This is a genomic window from Pseudoalteromonas sp. ECSMB14103 (genome assembly GCF_000813065.1).
GTDB lineage: Bacteria > Pseudomonadota > Gammaproteobacteria > Enterobacterales > Alteromonadaceae > Pseudoalteromonas > Pseudoalteromonas marina.
This window is the reverse complement of record NZ_JWGY01000007.1, coordinates 23,244-37,195: the sequence shown is the minus strand read 5'-3', so window position 1 is coordinate 37,195 and position 13,952 is coordinate 23,244. Positions and strand designations below refer to the sequence as shown.

Below are 13,952 nucleotides of genomic sequence, written 5' to 3'. Positions count from 1 at the left end.
AGCGCAAACATGCAAAAAGTACTAGGCGGTAAAGACTTCGATATCTTCATTGGTGATTCGATGGTTCATGTTATGGAAGCGACTTGCAAAATTACGGATGGGCGCACCGTTAAAAAAGTGCGCGGTATTCCAAAGGGCTTTATTGATGGCGATGTTGAAGGCGAAGTAACACTAAAGCTTGATCATGAAAATTGGTTAATCGTGCAAGCGCAAGCTGAAAAAGCAGGCAGTTGGAAAGGTATTGAACCGTTTGATATTGCGTTTAATGCAGAAGTAGCTGCAGGTAAAAAGAACGTTGAAGCGTTTGGTTGCCTGCCGCAGCTGGACGAAATTTTAAACATTAAAGCCGATGGTGGCGAAGAAGACACCACATCAATCAAGTGTCCAATTACTAGCCCTGATTTTGTCAAAATTAACGGTGTGCCATACCTAACTGACGATGAAGTGAGAGATTTGTAATGACTAAAGCCATTCGCACACTAACTGCCACAACATTACTAAGCACCCTGCAAGCATGTGGGCATAAAGTATTTGAGGGTGAATTAAACCTAAACATTATAGGTATTCGCCATACAAACACCCGCGCCAACACGTTTAACGATGCAATTTGTGTGTTGTATCAGCAAAACGGCGAATGGCAGTTAAAGCAGTATAAAGCCACAACAGATGCCGGTATTTACTGGCGTAAAAACCCAATGAACATAGACGGCACAGCGGTGCTAGTTGCAGGGCAGCATAAAAGCTTATGGACGTTGGGTTATCACCAGGGCAAGTATCGCGCCCTTGTACAGCATAAACCGGTTGTTGTTCTACGTGACAACAACAAAGACACCGAGTTAGACACGGACGTCACACCCCAAGCAGAGCTACAACAAGGTTACTTTGGTATTAATTGCCACCGTGCAAACAGCAAAACCATATCAACCCAAGTTGATAAATGGTCTGCCGGTTGTCAGGTGTTTGCAAGTCCTAATGACTTTGATGAATTTATTGCTTTGTGCGAGCAATCAGCAGCCAAGTACGGCCCTTATTTTACCTACACACTGCTAGAACAAGCAGATATTAAAGAGAGTATTGATCATGGCGTTTGAGAAAAAAATCACATTAGAAACCCCCGTTGGCGAAATCACATTTAATGTAAATGGCGCCGACTACAACAAATACATTAACTCGACTCAGCCAAATAACAAGGTGCAGCCAGCAACTAATTTTTTATTAAACACAGTGGTTGAAGCCGACGCTAAAAAGCTTAAAGAGCTGGTACAGCAACCGGGTGCAGCGTTATTTTTAGTGGGTGCAATTGTTGAAGAATACCAACCTGAGTTTAATTTTACGGTAAAAAAATCGAAAGCCGAGCCAAGCAAATAGGTAAAAGCAGGCTCGATCAGTTACTGGCATACCACGCTAAGTATTTTGGCAACCAACCAGTAACTGACGAGAGCTTGGCGCAGGCGCTTTACCTTGAAACATCACAGCAAGAAAACTTTGTAACAGCCGTAAATAACGGTATTTGCACAGCATTAGGCGGCGAGTAATTAATGGCAACACTCAGCAAATTAGACAAGCTTACTTATTCAATCGGGATCATCGATAAGGTGACGGGTCCGGTTAATAAAGTGATGGCTAAAATAAATCAGCTGAGTCAGCAAACTGCCGCCGCACAAGATCAAATGATGCGCGGAGCAACCACGGCCGTGGGTGGCGGTTATGCCCTTGCTAAATCGCTCGCGCCTGCAATTGACCACGTTGCTGCTTTGGGCGAGGTGCAATCACTGGGCGTTACCGACGACGCCTTGCAACAACTGACTAAAACAGCCTATAAGTTTGGTTTTCAATTTGGGGGTAACTCGGCCGAGTTCGTCCGCAGTGCTTACGATATTCAATCAGCTATTGCCGGCTTAAATGGGTTTGAGCTATCTGAATTTACCAAAACGTCAAACATACTAGCGGTAGCAACCAAAGCCGACGCAGCCACCATCACCAGTTATATGGGCACCATGTATGGCATCTTCGAAAAGACCGCCAATAAAATGGGCAAAGCGAATTGGGTAAACCAAATCGCAGGGCAAACCGCCACCGCCGTACAGCTTTACAAAACCACCGGTGCAGAAATGCAAGCCGCGTTTTCAAACCTTGGGGCAACCGCAACAAACATTGGCTTAAGCTCGGCTCAACAATTTGCGTTAGTCGGGGAGCTACAACTGGTTGCTAAATCAGGCTCTGTGGCTGGTACGCAAGCGGCTTCATTATTACAAGGGATTGGTAAAGCGCAAGATGCATTAGGCATAAAATTAACCGCTGATAACGGCGACATGCTCGCGATTGATGTGGTGCTAGGGCGTATTAATAACCGCTTGTCGTCACTGGGCTCTGTAGCGCGTGGCGATGTGCTGACCCAAATATTTGGTAAACAAGGTGCAAAAGCCGTTGATGTACTCAGCACGAAAGTAGATAAATTAAAAGACGGCATCAGTGTTTTTGAAAACGTGCAAGATAACTCCAAAGCCTTGGAAATGGCAAACATCATTGCCAGCCCATGGGATCGTTTAGGCGGTTCATTTAATGCAGCGGCCACCGCAATGGGTAACCGCTTATTGCCTGTGGTTGAGCCGTTCGTTGAAATACTCGCCGCCGGCTTTGCGGGCATTGTGTCACTGACTGAACGATTCCCGTTTTTATCAAGCGCAATAGCAACCGTTATAGTTGGCGTAGTCGCACTTATCACCGCCTTTGGCATAGCCACATTTGCAATGGGGCTATATAACTTCGCTACAAAAATAGGCATCACGCTTGCTAACGCACAAATTATTGTAAACAAGCTTTGGCTTGCATCGCTTTGGGCCCTTCGTGTTTCGGGGTTCGTAGCACTCATTGCCAGCATGGGCGCCGCCGCTATTGCCATGGGCACATTTAAAGCCGTTATGCTCGCAGGCCAAGCGGCTACTTGGTTGTTTAATGCTGCATTGTGGGCAAACCCTATCACATGGATTGTCGCAGGCGTGCTTGCTCTTATTGCTGCCGTGGCTGCATTAATCTATTACTTTGATGACATAACCGCAGCGTTTTCTGAATGGGCTGATAGCTCGTTGATTTTCCAAGGACTGCGAGTTGCATTCGACTTACTTACGTTACCGTTACAACTTATGTGGTGGTTAATTAAAACGATTGCTACTGGAATCTATAACGCTTTAGCTCCTGCATTCTCTGCCATTGGTGCGGTGTTCTCATTCTTGTGGGATGTGGTGTCGGGGATTGGTGGTGCAATCGCGGGGTTCTTTGGTGGCATAGCACAAGGGATAGGCGGATTTTTCTCATCAATCTGGAGCGGAGCGGGTGAGTTAATCAGCCAGTTTGTAAATTTCTTAGGTGAAAAGTTCAGCTTTGTTACCAACTTCTTTAGCGGCATTGGTAATTTTATTGGCGGTATTTTTGATCGTATCACAGGCTTTTTGAAGAACATAGCCGACAACGGTATTTTAAACATGGTCGTCTCGTTCTTTAGTGATGAAGAAACCGTAGCTGTTAAAGCTAAGGTTGACCAAACGGCGCTAGAGCCAAAAGTCGCGCAACAAAAAACAATGGTTATGCAAAGCGCCGATCAAGCATATAGCCGCGACTACGGGCAAGCCGTGATCAGCAAGGCCACGCAAGTACCAGGCAATACAGCTAGCACCAACTATGCTGCAGCAGATGATGCTGTTTACTCAGTAAATAAAACTGCGGCTATAAATTCAGTAGCACAATTGCAGGGTAATAATGCAGTAAATAAAATAAACAGCGAGATTACAAAAAACGATGTGCTAAATAACAACGCAGCAAGTTCAGCTACAGCAAATGTGCACACCAACGCAGTAACCACAGCCGCAAACGACGCTGTGTATTCAACAAGCACAGCAATGAATAGTGAAATTAACCCAACATTACAAAACAGCGCGTTAAATAACAGCGCCGTCAATAAAATGAACTACACACTAGCGCCAACAAACCCAGCTAACAATAACTATGCTTCAGCGAACGATTCAATTAACAAAACTGTGTCGACTACAGACAAATTTAACTATGTTGGCCAAAGTGCACAATCAACACAATTCGCCCCACAATCAGCGCTACAAAATAACGTTGCCAGCACAGCTAACAATTTTACTAACGCGGCTAATTTGCCAGTCTTTAGCAGTTCACAAGCGCCACTATCAAGCGTTAACCAAACTGTTTCGCCTTTGCAGCCGTTGGTTGTAGAGAAAGCACAAACCAGCGCAGTAACCATGGCTGCAAACGATGCTGCTTATTCAACAACGGGCAACATCAATAACAGCGCTACTAACTCAGTATTACAAAGCAGCCCAGCTACACATAACGATGTTGGCCACAATGCACAATCAACACAGTTCGTAACACAATCAGCGATAGAAAATGGCAATACACGCACAGCTAATCATTTTACTAACGCGGCCAATTCACCTGTTTATAGTCAAAAATATGAACAACTCGCCCGCTTTAATCAAAGTGCAGCGCCATTACAACGATTGCCAATGGTCAAAACAGATCAGGCAATTACTAACACAGCGAACGCGTACAGCGTTGAGCAATTAAATACTGAGCAACAACACACGAATAGCTATAAAGCCAAAGTACAAAAATCAGCGTTTTTACAAAGCCTAACGAGCAGCACCAGCCAGAGCAGTTCAAGCGAGAGCGATAACAGCAAGCGTGTGCACATAGACAACTTAACGATTAAATCTGACGACTTAGCGCAAAGCTTTGAACAAATGATGGAGCTAGCAAGCTGATGAACTTTGATATTGCACTGCACATAGATTTAGCCGTTGAGGATAATGATTTTGTACTTAATGACTCGCTAACACCCAGCACATTAAGTAAGTCTAATGTAGTGGCGCAAGATATAAAACATCGAATTTTAGAAAGCGGTTTACTCATAAAGCTGATTGGCCTGCGCAATAAAAACGGCATTGCGCCCATTTTAACCGAGCTCGAATTACTAACCGAGCAAGACAATCGGATTAAGCCTGGCACTATAAAAGTGTACCGAAATGACGACGGCACATTAAGTATCACCGCGCAAACGCGCCAATACGGGAGCCTACAAAGTGGATTTTAAAACCCTAATGCAAAATGCAGGTTTGCCAATGGATGAGCAAACAGCGCAAGCGCAGTGGCAAGCACAGTTAAAAGAGCAAAACATACAAGTTGCCAACAATTCACCCTTTGGCCCATTTTGGCGAACCGTTGAAGCGTTGCTAACAAAGCCAGTCGTGCAGCTGTTTAATTGGCTAGCAACGCAGCTAATGCCTGACTTATTCATTATGACAGCAAGCCGAGTTGCACTGATTGAACGCCATGGCCCTGCACGTAATGTGTTTATTCAAGCGGGCGTAAAAGCACAGGGATTATTAACGTTTACACGCGAAAGCGACGAGGGCGAAAGTTCCATTGTGGCAGGAACCGCAGTGGTAACCGATGTGCTAGGCGATAAAGTGTATAAGCTTATACTTTCACAGGATGTGTATTTTCAACAAGGGCAACGCACTGCGTATGCATTGGCTGAAGCCTATGAAACCGGTGCAGCTTATAACTTACCCGCAGAGGCTTACCGATACTTTATACAGCAACAAGAAGGGATCACCGTAACCAACAATGATGATTGGTTAATTAAGCCAGGCTCTGATGATGAAGACACTGAGCATTATCGCCTACGCATTCGTAACGTATTTGGTACTGCTTCCCGCTGGCATATCAATGCTGTTTACAAACAAATTATTGCTAGCTTTGCTGTACCAATAGATAACATTGAAATACTAACCAATGCACCACGTGGACCAGGCACGGCTGATGCGTATATTTACTTAGATGTTGGCCCTGTACCAACAGCACTATTGAGTGCCATTAACCAACATATTCGTACCGCAGGTCACCATGGTTTAGGGGATGACTTTATGGTTTACGCTATGGCAACCAACGGGTTTGATATCACCGCAACCTATAAGTTACATGACAACAGCCACGCTATTCAAGACGACTTAACCACGTTTATAAAAGCCGCATTTCGTCAAAATGCAGCGTATGCACCCACACGCGTAACGCATCAAACTGTGTTCAGCATTAGCCAATTAATAACACAGTGCCATGAACAATTTAGTGAACTGCAGTCAATCAAGTTTGATATTGACGACATAACTGCCGCCAACTGGTTACCGGTACTTACATCATTAACCGTTAATGAGGTTGCAAATGGCTAATGAAATCGCGACCTGGCTCAATAAAGGTTACGCCGAAAAACTTGTAAAAGCGGCCACAGGTTACTGGAAGCAATCGCGCGACTATGTTATGTGGGCAGTGAACCAAAAAGACGAGTTAAAAAATGAAGAGCCTGTATTAGGGTTTCTGGCATGGGAGCGCTTAACAAACCGACTAGATGATGAACCCATAGAGCTATACAGAAAACGCGTACAGAATGCATTAGTTAATACTATTGACGCTGGCGAAATGGCATCCGTAAGAAGTATTTTCGACCGCTTAGGGTTAGAAGTACTCAATGTGCGTGAGCGCATTGATGGGCGGGATTGGGACATTATTGCCATTGATATGTCTGACTCAACGCTTGCAGGTAATACAGATTTACTCCCTGAGCTAATACAGCTCTACGGCCGCACATGCCGACGCTACGAATTAACTGTGCATAATAAAGCGGATGTGTCGCTGAGCTTAGGATTAACGCACGTACAGTGGGATAGCTGTCACATTGATCACCCACTGCATTTAGCGGCACAAAATAAAGCGCAGCAACAATTCAGTTATGGTTTTACTGATTTGCAAAATGAAAGCTGCGAAGCGCCACTATATGCAGTTACGCACGATGTAAAACACGTATTGCCATTCGAGCAGCTGTATCAATTTCTAGGGTGTGACAACCTTGTAAGTAATACACATCCCCAAGCAATCACCACCGATGTACAGCATGTTATTGCCGTACATCATCACTATGGATTTTTAAGTAAAGAGGGCGGTGTAAGTATCGCCAAGGAGCCACTATGACCCAAGCGATCACCGGCATTATGACTAACGCCGGCAAAAGTTACATCACAACCCGCGCGCTGCAAAACACAGGGCTCGATGTTAAAGAATTAGTGTTAGCAAACATTCCTAATCTAAACGAAAGCGCAGAGCGCAACCCAAACGAAAAAATGCCCAGTAATTTACAAGTCGTGCACAGACGCGATATTGATGCAAAAGGTTATGTGGATGCAAATACCGTCGCCTGGGCTGTGATACTTGAGCAAGATATCGGCGACTTTGACTACAACTGGATTGGATTAGTAACACAAAACGGTACATTGCTAGCCATTGATTACTTGCCATTACAGCGCAAGCGCCAGGGCGTAAACAATGTACACAACCGCTCGTTTGTATTGAAGTTTGCAGCTGCTGCAGCATTAGCGCGGATCACCATTCCCGCACAATCGTGGATGTTCGATTACAGCCCGCAAATTGACAAAATAAATCAGGTCATAGCCAAAAGTGCAGCCGTTCAAATTACAAATATGCATCGTTATTTAGAGCTTAATTTGGCATTGATTGACAAAGATATTTTATAACGATTCACTAGATAAATAGAGAAAATACTATGGATATAAATACAGGTATATCACAGGTTTTAGATGCAACTAATAAGTTGACTGAAGAAGTAAGTAATAAAGTAAAGCAGATTAATGAAAGCGTAAATGATGCCAAAAATGACTATGAACACTTTAAAAGTGACTTACTGAAAACGCGCATTGTTGGTGGGAATTTATTGCAAGATCCTTGGCTTCAGAATGTCTCTGTGGAGACTATTGATAATAAGGAGACAATAGTTGCACATTCGCCTCCACTCTTTTCTAAAGTTAACACTAGTCTTGAGGTTGTTAGTGCAAAAACTTATGGGTTCTCTACTCGCTACGGGCATGCAGGTGTTATTAAAAGTGAAAGTGAGACGCCTGAGAAGTTTACAGATAATCCATGGTTTGCATCAGAAGAAACACCACTATTTGCTAAAGATTCTCAAGAGAAAACTATAGTACCGAGAGGTGGATTCTTTGCTGGTGATTGGTCGGGATTAACTAAAACTGGCCACATTTTCCGAATGCACGTTAAACCCGTTGATTTAAGAGAAGAAGGTAATGAAATTACACGCCTGACTAACGGTGCACAGATTATATCAAGTGAAAGTAATGGCATTTTTGCGGGTTTATTAATGTTAAGAGCCTGGGTTTATGTAAAAAAGGGATCTCTCATATTTGGGAATCATGCTGGTTACAATGGAAATGAATCATTCCAAAAAAAGTGGGAGGCTGTCGATTTCACTCAGAGTAAATCAGAGCATCCGTTTAAATTAGTCGAGGTTATATTTTCGCCTCCCATGTCAGCAAATGTTGTTAAACAAATGAATTTTGCCAGTGGAGACAATGAAAGCGAGCTAGAAGCGTATATCGCAAGTCCTCAGCTTTTCGTTTTAGATCACGAAGATGATAAGCGTAAACCAATGATTAGTAACTGTTTTGGAGGTTTAAATGTTTAAGTGTAATAGCCATACCGTATTTGACTTAAAAGATTTATTTAATGAAGAAGATCAGCTCTTAATAGATGGCCCAGTAAAAGGGTTTGGCGCACATAGTTATGTCGATGCTTCAAGTGTGAATGAAGCACTGATACAGGTAAAAAGAAATGATATTTTGACGGTGCGAAAAACATTATACAAAGCAGAGTCAGACCCTTTATTTATGGAGTCAAAATTTGATAGCACAGCTGAGTCACATCAAAAGTGGCAAGATAAAGTAGCTGAAATTAAAGCCCGTTACCCATTGCCTGAAAATGCATAACGTTGCGCTTTGTTATCACCAAACAGCCGCCCCTTGCTCAATGCAAGCGGGCGCGCAGTTACTCGCATTAGCGATCAAGGACGCGTCGCGAACCGATAAACCCATAAGTTTTAGTGGTTTGCTGCTATCAGTGAGCGCAAATGACCCTGCCGCACTGGCTAGCAAGCTCAGCACGATAAACGAATATTGCCCAATACCTGAGTTTATTAGCTGTGCTCAATACGGGCAAAGTCAAAGCGCATTAGAGCAAACTCAGCTCATAGCCTATGACGGGCAAAGTCTCGAATGGCAAATAAACACATTGCAAAACTTAACGCCAATACGTGAGCAACAAATAGCGGACGAAATTGCTACTGTAAACGACAGTGGCAAGCAATTAATCACCACCATTGACGATGCATTGACTCAAACCATTGAGCTAAAAACAGCACGCGACGAGCGATTAAATCAGGCGCAATTTACTGCCCAAATTAGTGGGGTCGGTATGCAATTAATAACAGCCGGTACAGCAAAGCAGCTAGCCGACTCAGTTGCTAGCAAAGGCAATGAGCATAACTACTGGGCAATGTGTTTGTTTGTTGGCGAACCAAGCGAGCTTAATCATATTGAAGAGGTGTTATGAGCATATCGTTAGATGGCTGGAATATCCCCGGGTATGAAACGCGGGTCAATGCTGGTATTAAATTAGCCGGTGGCGATATGTCAGGCATGGGGAGTTTTGCGCTCATTAGCGATCAAGGTGTTAAGCCTGGCATGTTAACTGTGAGCACTAAAATACCGCTTAATGAAGAGGGGGCTTTAGCATTGCTTATTAGCAAAGCGAAAGCACTTGATGAAAACGGCGCCCGTATTATTTACACAATTAATAATGCATTGGCAGAGGCTTATAAAATACGTAAAGCCAAATTTGATGGCGAGGTAAAGGCTGTAGAACTTGAAGAAAAGCGCGCATGGCAAATCACCTTTAAACTTATTGAAGTACAGTCCGTATCAGAGCGTGAGCAACAACAGCTAGATGGTACAGCAAACCAAAATGCACAGTCGCAAGCGGTCACTTCAAATAACGATGTACAAAGTAAATTTGCAGCGGTGGAGGGGCCATGAGTACCCGCCTATCTGATACGCTAACCATTGGAGGTAAACCAGTAACGAGCGTCGTTACTAAAAGTGTACAACTTGATATAGCCAGCACTGGTCGCGCAAAGTTTGAAATAGTGACAGAGCAAGTGCCAAGCGGATTAGTCGAGCTGCATTTAGGTTACACGCTAGATAATATGGTCCCGTATTTTCTCGGCGTTATCGAATCAAAACACCAAGCAAATGGTCGTTGGTATTTAACTTGTCGCGAATTACTCGGCGCATTAAGTTTTACTGCCCCCCTTGCAGTTCGTCATGCAACAATCAAAGCTGTGCTTGATGAATTGGCAAAGCTCGGTGTTGAATTTGTGACACCTGAAAACGCCGGTTATTTAAATAAAACGATACCCGCGTTTTATCATAGCGGCACAGGTATTGAAGCGCTAAAGCAAATAGGCAAAGCATGGGGCATTAGTGATTTTATATTTCAACAACGCCCCGATGGCAAAATATTTGTAGGCAGTTGGCACGACTCCCGCTGGCCGCTTGCAGCAATAAACGATTTTCCAGAGCATACAATAACAGCCCAAAGCTCAACTACCGGTGAGTTGATCGCCATTCCAAAATTAAGACCAGGCATAAAGCTAAACGGGCGTCATATTACCGAAGTAACTTTAATCAATAACAGGATGCACATACGATGGTCAAACAAGCCATTAAACGCTTAATACATCGCTACTTTCCAGAGTTAAACGAGCGTAAACACCTGCCGCAACTTGCACGTATCGAAAAAATATACGACCTACCAAGTGGCGCCACAGCAATCAGCAGCGCATTTAGACCACTAAAAGCGGCCGACGTGCAGCTATTAAATCCGCTCACAAATGAGCCATTACTCGTGCCTGTATTTGAGCAAGTAACACTCGGCACAGGGCAAGCATCCGATCATGGTTTTTTGAACGAACCTATGCCAGGCATGCAGTGTTTAATACAATACATCGATGGCCTAAACAGCCATCCCGTCATCACCAGCTTATTACCATGGCAAAGTTTAGTGCCCGAGCACAAACGCACCGATGTTACGCTACAGCAAAACAGCCGCAGCAAGATACAAGGCCGTGACGGCAACTGGCACACCACAACCGACGGCGATATAACCCAAACTAGCGACAGCAACACTGTGACAGCGCGCAAAAGTGAACAAAGCTACCACCAACGCACCTGCAGCATAGACAGCCACGACATTACAAAAATAGATGGAAATCAAATCACCGAAGTCATGGGCGCATTAAAAACCGTGGTCGGCGAAAAAGCCTTAATAATTGCACTTGAAGGGTTATTGCTAGGCAGTAAAAAGCAGGTAGATATTGAAGCCACCGAAAACATGAACTTAACCACACTAAAAACCCTCCACGCTAAAGCCACCGAACTAGCAAAGGTCGAAGGAAAAACAGTTTGGTTGGGTGACAGCTCAGTAAACGTGGCTCAAGTTCTCCTTGATTTAATAAGCCTAGTAAAAGACATAAATCAAAGTTTAGAAACCCACGGCCATAAAGATCAGGGAGCAGGGCCACCAATTACACAAGGCGAATTTACAGGCCACAAATCAACAGCAAGTGATTTGAAAAGTATATTAAAGCCAATTGTGGCTAATTAATTTTTGGTGCTGAATTTAAATTTTTCTTTAACTGTTTCATCATAGAGTGATGTGTATCCAAACTCTAGAGTCAATTTGGATGTTATTTCGCTCTCAATCTCGTTTTTGCTTTGTTGGCTTGTTCTGTCATCAAACTGTAATTCCAATATAATTATTGTTTCGCCTTTAGCTATATAACTATTTTGTTTTTGTGTAGAGGTAATTGGTGGTTTTTTGTATGCACAATACGTCTGAAATTTTTCATTAATTATTTTTTCGAAGTCTTCGTATTCGATGAGTTCATCATCATAAAAAAACTTAAATTCATCTACTTTTGCTGGACCTAAACCTTTATTGGTTATTGAAAATGTAAAGGCTTCTACATGTAGGTTAAGATTACTGCATATTGCAGGTCTTACAGATAGCTCATTGTGCCGTTTATTTGACTTTGATTGCTGCCAAGTAAAGTAGATCGCAACTATCGCTATAAGTGTTGAAATTAAGGGTAAGGCGAACTTTAGAATTAGATCCATAATCGTGCAATCTCATATTAGAGCGGAGAATAAGAGTTGTGTATATATATGTGTATAAAATATTTTAAATGTTTATTTTATTTATTTTAAATCAGATGCTTGATGTCATTATCTCATAATCGTGCCAATAGATTGTTGCTTGATTTTGCTCTTGATATGCCATAGTAAACCCTGAGTAGTTAACTTGAAAACGCCTAAATATGCGCCAAGTTACTAAAATAATGAATTATTTAGATTATGGCATATGGGCGAGGGAGTTTATAGGTACCTTAATTTAAACTTTAGAAATTTTAACTATTACCGCTGGAAGTCATATTTAATATCGCATATGGTATTTTTTAAATTAACTTAAGTAAAAAATATGATGAGAATACTCTTTACCGCAATCATTTTTTATTCGCTTTTCATTCCACACGGTGTAATAGCCAGTACGGCTAAGGTTCAAGTAAATGGTTTTGACGTTGAATACGAATTAGCAGGTGATGGTAAACATACCATTTTACTTGAAGCGGGTGGCTCTGCTGGTTTAAGTGATTGGGAGCCGATTTTTGAATCACTTACCAAGCACGCGAAAGTTATACGGTATTCTCGTATTGGTAATGGTGGCTCTGCACAAATAAAGAAAAACTATAGCTCAGAAGAATACGCTGCTGAGGTTGTATTATTACTCAAAACACTGAAAATAGAAGAGCCTGTTGTATACGTTGCCCATTCTTATGGTGCTTATATTGCGCGTGTATTTGCTGCAACATACCCTGATCAGATTAAAGCGTTAATGTTAATTGAGCCTGCATCAGAGCACGATGTAGATATTATGCGCGCAATTGATTTGCCCCGCGCTGAAAAAGAAATTGCTGCAATAAAGCTCGATGATATGAAAAATGGAATGTCGAATCAGTATTTAGATTTTTGGGCAAAACGCCCGCTACCTGATTACCCTCAAATTGCTGATATACCCGTGACTGTTATCGCCTCCGTTAAAAAGTATAAAAAGCCATCTGTATTATTTTTTACCGCCAAAGCGCGTGAAATGTGGGGTGACTTACATTCAAAGTGGGCTAATGCATTTCCTCAAGGTGAAATAGTAATAACAAATAAAAGCTATCACTATCCGCAAAATGATGAGCCAAAAATGGTTGTAACCCAAATAGTTAAGTTACTTGAACGCACTCAATAAGTTTAAATTTTGGTTGTTTTGATAAATATCAATTTTCGAAATTAATGGTCGGCATTAGACTAAAGTCTATAGGTTAGATTTCTTCACTTATTAGGTTTGTTTTTATCGTTTGTCGGTTTGATGGGAATTCTCTAAAGTTCAGTTGTCGGCAACAAGCACGACTTAACCAAACAGGATTATGACCATGAAAACTTTTATCAAAACTATCGCTCTTAGCTCACTACTTACTTGTTCAGCTGCTGCAATGGCTGATCAAAGTGATTACAAATTAATGGTTATCGAAACTGCAACAGCGCCGCAGCCACTTGAGCAATCTTTTAACAGCTGCGCACTTAATGTTAAGTCAAAAAACTATGCACAAGCTGAAGAAGTTTGTACTAAAGCAATTGCGCTTTTAAAGGATGCTGATGCACCACGTTTTAAATTACGCCAGCTTACTTCATACGCACTAAGCAACCGTGGTGTTGCGCGTTTGAAATCGAATAACGAAACAGCTGCTTTAGCCGATTTGTACGAAGCTAACCAAATGTCTAACAGCACTATGGTATCGCACAACTTAAATCGCGCTAAAGAAGAGCTTTCTTTATAAGCTTTTAGCAAGCATATTTTAAAAAAAGCCCCAGCTAGGTTTAACCTGCTGGGGCTTTTTTGTGTTT

18 protein-coding genes are annotated in these 13,952 nt (G+C 42.5%); 17 read left to right on the top strand and 1 reads right to left on the bottom strand.

Annotated elements, in window-relative coordinates; all coding sequences use genetic code 11:
• Positions 1 to 9 precede the first annotated feature (9 nt).
• Genes RF53_RS12240 through RF53_RS12175 form a run of 15 tightly spaced genes read left to right on the top strand, consistent with a single transcriptional unit; the run spans position 10 to position 11,607 of the window.
• Positions 10 to 459 (top strand): phage protein, encoded by a 450-nt coding sequence (locus RF53_RS12240; protein WP_007378142.1) that lies wholly within the window; start codon positions 10 to 12, stop codon positions 457 to 459.
• Positions 459 to 1,091, top strand: coding sequence for a hypothetical protein (locus tag RF53_RS12235; RefSeq protein ID WP_039037834.1), 633 nt, complete (start codon positions 459 to 461; stop codon positions 1,089 to 1,091). Before RF53_RS12240 ends, RF53_RS12235 begins: the two co-directional genes overlap by 1 nt.
• Positions 1,081 to 1,368 (top strand): putative phage tail assembly chaperone, encoded by a 288-nt coding sequence (locus RF53_RS12230; protein WP_007378140.1) that lies wholly within the window; start codon positions 1,081 to 1,083, stop codon positions 1,366 to 1,368. The genes RF53_RS12235 and RF53_RS12230 overlap by 11 nt, the downstream gene beginning before the upstream one ends.
• Positions 1,344 to 1,535 carry a DUF6890 family protein gene (locus tag RF53_RS19725; RefSeq protein ID WP_374700022.1) on the top strand — a complete coding sequence of 64 codons (192 nt, stop codon included), beginning with the start codon at positions 1,344 to 1,346 and terminating at the stop codon, positions 1,533 to 1,535. The genes RF53_RS12230 and RF53_RS19725 overlap by 25 nt, the downstream gene beginning before the upstream one ends.
• A 3-nt stretch (positions 1,536 to 1,538) precedes the next feature.
• Entirely contained in the window at positions 1,539 to 4,787 is a 3,249-nt protein-coding gene (locus RF53_RS12225; RefSeq protein WP_039037833.1) for a phage tail tape measure protein, read from the top strand.
• Positions 4,787 to 5,116, top strand: coding sequence for a DUF2590 family protein (locus RF53_RS12220; RefSeq protein ID WP_033040797.1), 330 nt, complete (start codon positions 4,787 to 4,789; stop codon positions 5,114 to 5,116). Before RF53_RS12225 ends, RF53_RS12220 begins: the two co-directional genes overlap by 1 nt.
• On the top strand, positions 5,106 to 6,254 hold the full coding sequence (locus tag RF53_RS12215) for a baseplate J/gp47 family protein (protein ID WP_039037832.1): 1,149 nt from the start codon (positions 5,106 to 5,108) through the stop codon (positions 6,252 to 6,254). The genes RF53_RS12220 and RF53_RS12215 overlap by 11 nt, the downstream gene beginning before the upstream one ends.
• A complete protein-coding gene (locus RF53_RS12210; RefSeq protein ID WP_039037831.1) occupies positions 6,247 to 7,050 on the top strand; it encodes a hypothetical protein in 804 nt (267 codons plus the stop codon). Before RF53_RS12215 ends, RF53_RS12210 begins: the two co-directional genes overlap by 8 nt.
• Entirely contained in the window at positions 7,047 to 7,610 is a 564-nt protein-coding gene (locus RF53_RS12205) for a phage tail-collar fiber domain-containing protein (RefSeq protein ID WP_039037933.1), read from the top strand. The genes RF53_RS12210 and RF53_RS12205 overlap by 4 nt, the downstream gene beginning before the upstream one ends.
• A 29-nt stretch (positions 7,611 to 7,639) precedes the next feature.
• On the top strand, positions 7,640 to 8,572 hold the full coding sequence (locus RF53_RS12200) for a hypothetical protein (RefSeq protein WP_039037830.1): 933 nt from the start codon (positions 7,640 to 7,642) through the stop codon (positions 8,570 to 8,572).
• Positions 8,565 to 8,873, top strand: coding sequence for a hypothetical protein (locus tag RF53_RS12195; protein WP_052242895.1), 309 nt, complete (start codon positions 8,565 to 8,567; stop codon positions 8,871 to 8,873). Before RF53_RS12200 ends, RF53_RS12195 begins: the two co-directional genes overlap by 8 nt.
• Positions 8,866 to 9,495: a hypothetical protein gene (locus RF53_RS12190; RefSeq protein ID WP_039037829.1), complete on the top strand. Its 630-nt coding sequence runs from the start codon at positions 8,866 to 8,868 to the stop codon at positions 9,493 to 9,495. The genes RF53_RS12195 and RF53_RS12190 overlap by 8 nt, the downstream gene beginning before the upstream one ends.
• Positions 9,492 to 9,977: a baseplate complex protein gene (locus RF53_RS12185; RefSeq protein WP_008135615.1), complete on the top strand. Its 486-nt coding sequence runs from the start codon at positions 9,492 to 9,494 to the stop codon at positions 9,975 to 9,977. The genes RF53_RS12190 and RF53_RS12185 overlap by 4 nt, the downstream gene beginning before the upstream one ends.
• Positions 9,974 to 10,678 (top strand): hypothetical protein, encoded by a 705-nt coding sequence (locus tag RF53_RS12180; RefSeq protein ID WP_039037828.1) that lies wholly within the window; start codon positions 9,974 to 9,976, stop codon positions 10,676 to 10,678. The genes RF53_RS12185 and RF53_RS12180 overlap by 4 nt, the downstream gene beginning before the upstream one ends.
• A complete protein-coding gene (locus tag RF53_RS12175; RefSeq protein ID WP_039037827.1) occupies positions 10,651 to 11,607 on the top strand; it encodes a hypothetical protein in 957 nt (318 codons plus the stop codon). Before RF53_RS12180 ends, RF53_RS12175 begins: the two co-directional genes overlap by 28 nt.
• Here the strand turns inward: RF53_RS12175 and RF53_RS12170 are convergent.
• A complete protein-coding gene (locus tag RF53_RS12170; RefSeq protein ID WP_039037826.1) occupies positions 11,604 to 12,119 on the bottom strand; it encodes a hypothetical protein in 516 nt (171 codons plus the stop codon). The two genes, RF53_RS12175 and RF53_RS12170, sit on opposite strands and share 4 nt — an antisense overlap.
• Before the next feature lie 364 nt (positions 12,120 to 12,483).
• On the opposite strand from RF53_RS12170, the gene RF53_RS12165 reads away from it, so the two are divergent.
• A complete protein-coding gene (locus tag RF53_RS12165) occupies positions 12,484 to 13,296 on the top strand; it encodes an alpha/beta fold hydrolase (protein ID WP_039037931.1) in 813 nt (270 codons plus the stop codon).
• A 184-nt stretch (positions 13,297 to 13,480) separates the two neighbouring features.
• Positions 13,481 to 13,885 carry a hypothetical protein gene (locus tag RF53_RS12160; RefSeq protein WP_039037825.1) on the top strand — a complete coding sequence of 135 codons (405 nt, stop codon included), beginning with the start codon at positions 13,481 to 13,483 and terminating at the stop codon, positions 13,883 to 13,885.
• The last annotated feature ends 67 nt before the right edge of the window (positions 13,886 to 13,952 follow it).

Excerpts from the sequence above, each read along its gene's own strand:
- RF53_RS12240 (WP_007378142.1), top strand. The coding sequence starts at position 10 with ATGCAAAAAGTACTAGGCGGTAAAGACTTCGATATCTTCATTGGTGAT.
- RF53_RS12235 (WP_039037834.1), top strand. The coding sequence starts at position 459 with ATGACTAAAGCCATTCGCACACTAACTGCCACAACATTACTAAGCACC.
- RF53_RS12230 (WP_007378140.1), top strand. The coding sequence starts at position 1,081 with ATGGCGTTTGAGAAAAAAATCACATTAGAAACCCCCGTTGGCGAAATC.
- RF53_RS12225 (WP_039037833.1), top strand. The coding sequence starts at position 1,539 with ATGGCAACACTCAGCAAATTAGACAAGCTTACTTATTCAATCGGGATC.
- RF53_RS12220 (WP_033040797.1), top strand. The coding sequence starts at position 4,787 with ATGAACTTTGATATTGCACTGCACATAGATTTAGCCGTTGAGGATAAT.
- RF53_RS12210 (WP_039037831.1), top strand. The coding sequence starts at position 6,247 with ATGGCTAATGAAATCGCGACCTGGCTCAATAAAGGTTACGCCGAAAAA.
- RF53_RS12205 (WP_039037933.1), top strand. The coding sequence starts at position 7,047 with ATGACCCAAGCGATCACCGGCATTATGACTAACGCCGGCAAAAGTTAC.
- RF53_RS12200 (WP_039037830.1), top strand. The coding sequence starts at position 7,640 with ATGGATATAAATACAGGTATATCACAGGTTTTAGATGCAACTAATAAG.
- RF53_RS12195 (WP_052242895.1), top strand. The coding sequence starts at position 8,565 with ATGTTTAAGTGTAATAGCCATACCGTATTTGACTTAAAAGATTTATTT.
- RF53_RS12190 (WP_039037829.1), top strand. The coding sequence starts at position 8,866 with ATGCATAACGTTGCGCTTTGTTATCACCAAACAGCCGCCCCTTGCTCA.
- RF53_RS12185 (WP_008135615.1), top strand. The coding sequence starts at position 9,492 with ATGAGCATATCGTTAGATGGCTGGAATATCCCCGGGTATGAAACGCGG.
- RF53_RS12180 (WP_039037828.1), top strand. The coding sequence starts at position 9,974 with ATGAGTACCCGCCTATCTGATACGCTAACCATTGGAGGTAAACCAGTA.
- RF53_RS12175 (WP_039037827.1), top strand. The coding sequence starts at position 10,651 with ATGGTCAAACAAGCCATTAAACGCTTAATACATCGCTACTTTCCAGAG.
- RF53_RS12170 (WP_039037826.1), bottom strand. The coding sequence starts at position 12,119 with ATGGATCTAATTCTAAAGTTCGCCTTACCCTTAATTTCAACACTTATA.
- RF53_RS12165 (WP_039037931.1), top strand. The coding sequence starts at position 12,484 with ATGAGAATACTCTTTACCGCAATCATTTTTTATTCGCTTTTCATTCCA.
- RF53_RS12160 (WP_039037825.1), top strand. The coding sequence starts at position 13,481 with ATGAAAACTTTTATCAAAACTATCGCTCTTAGCTCACTACTTACTTGT.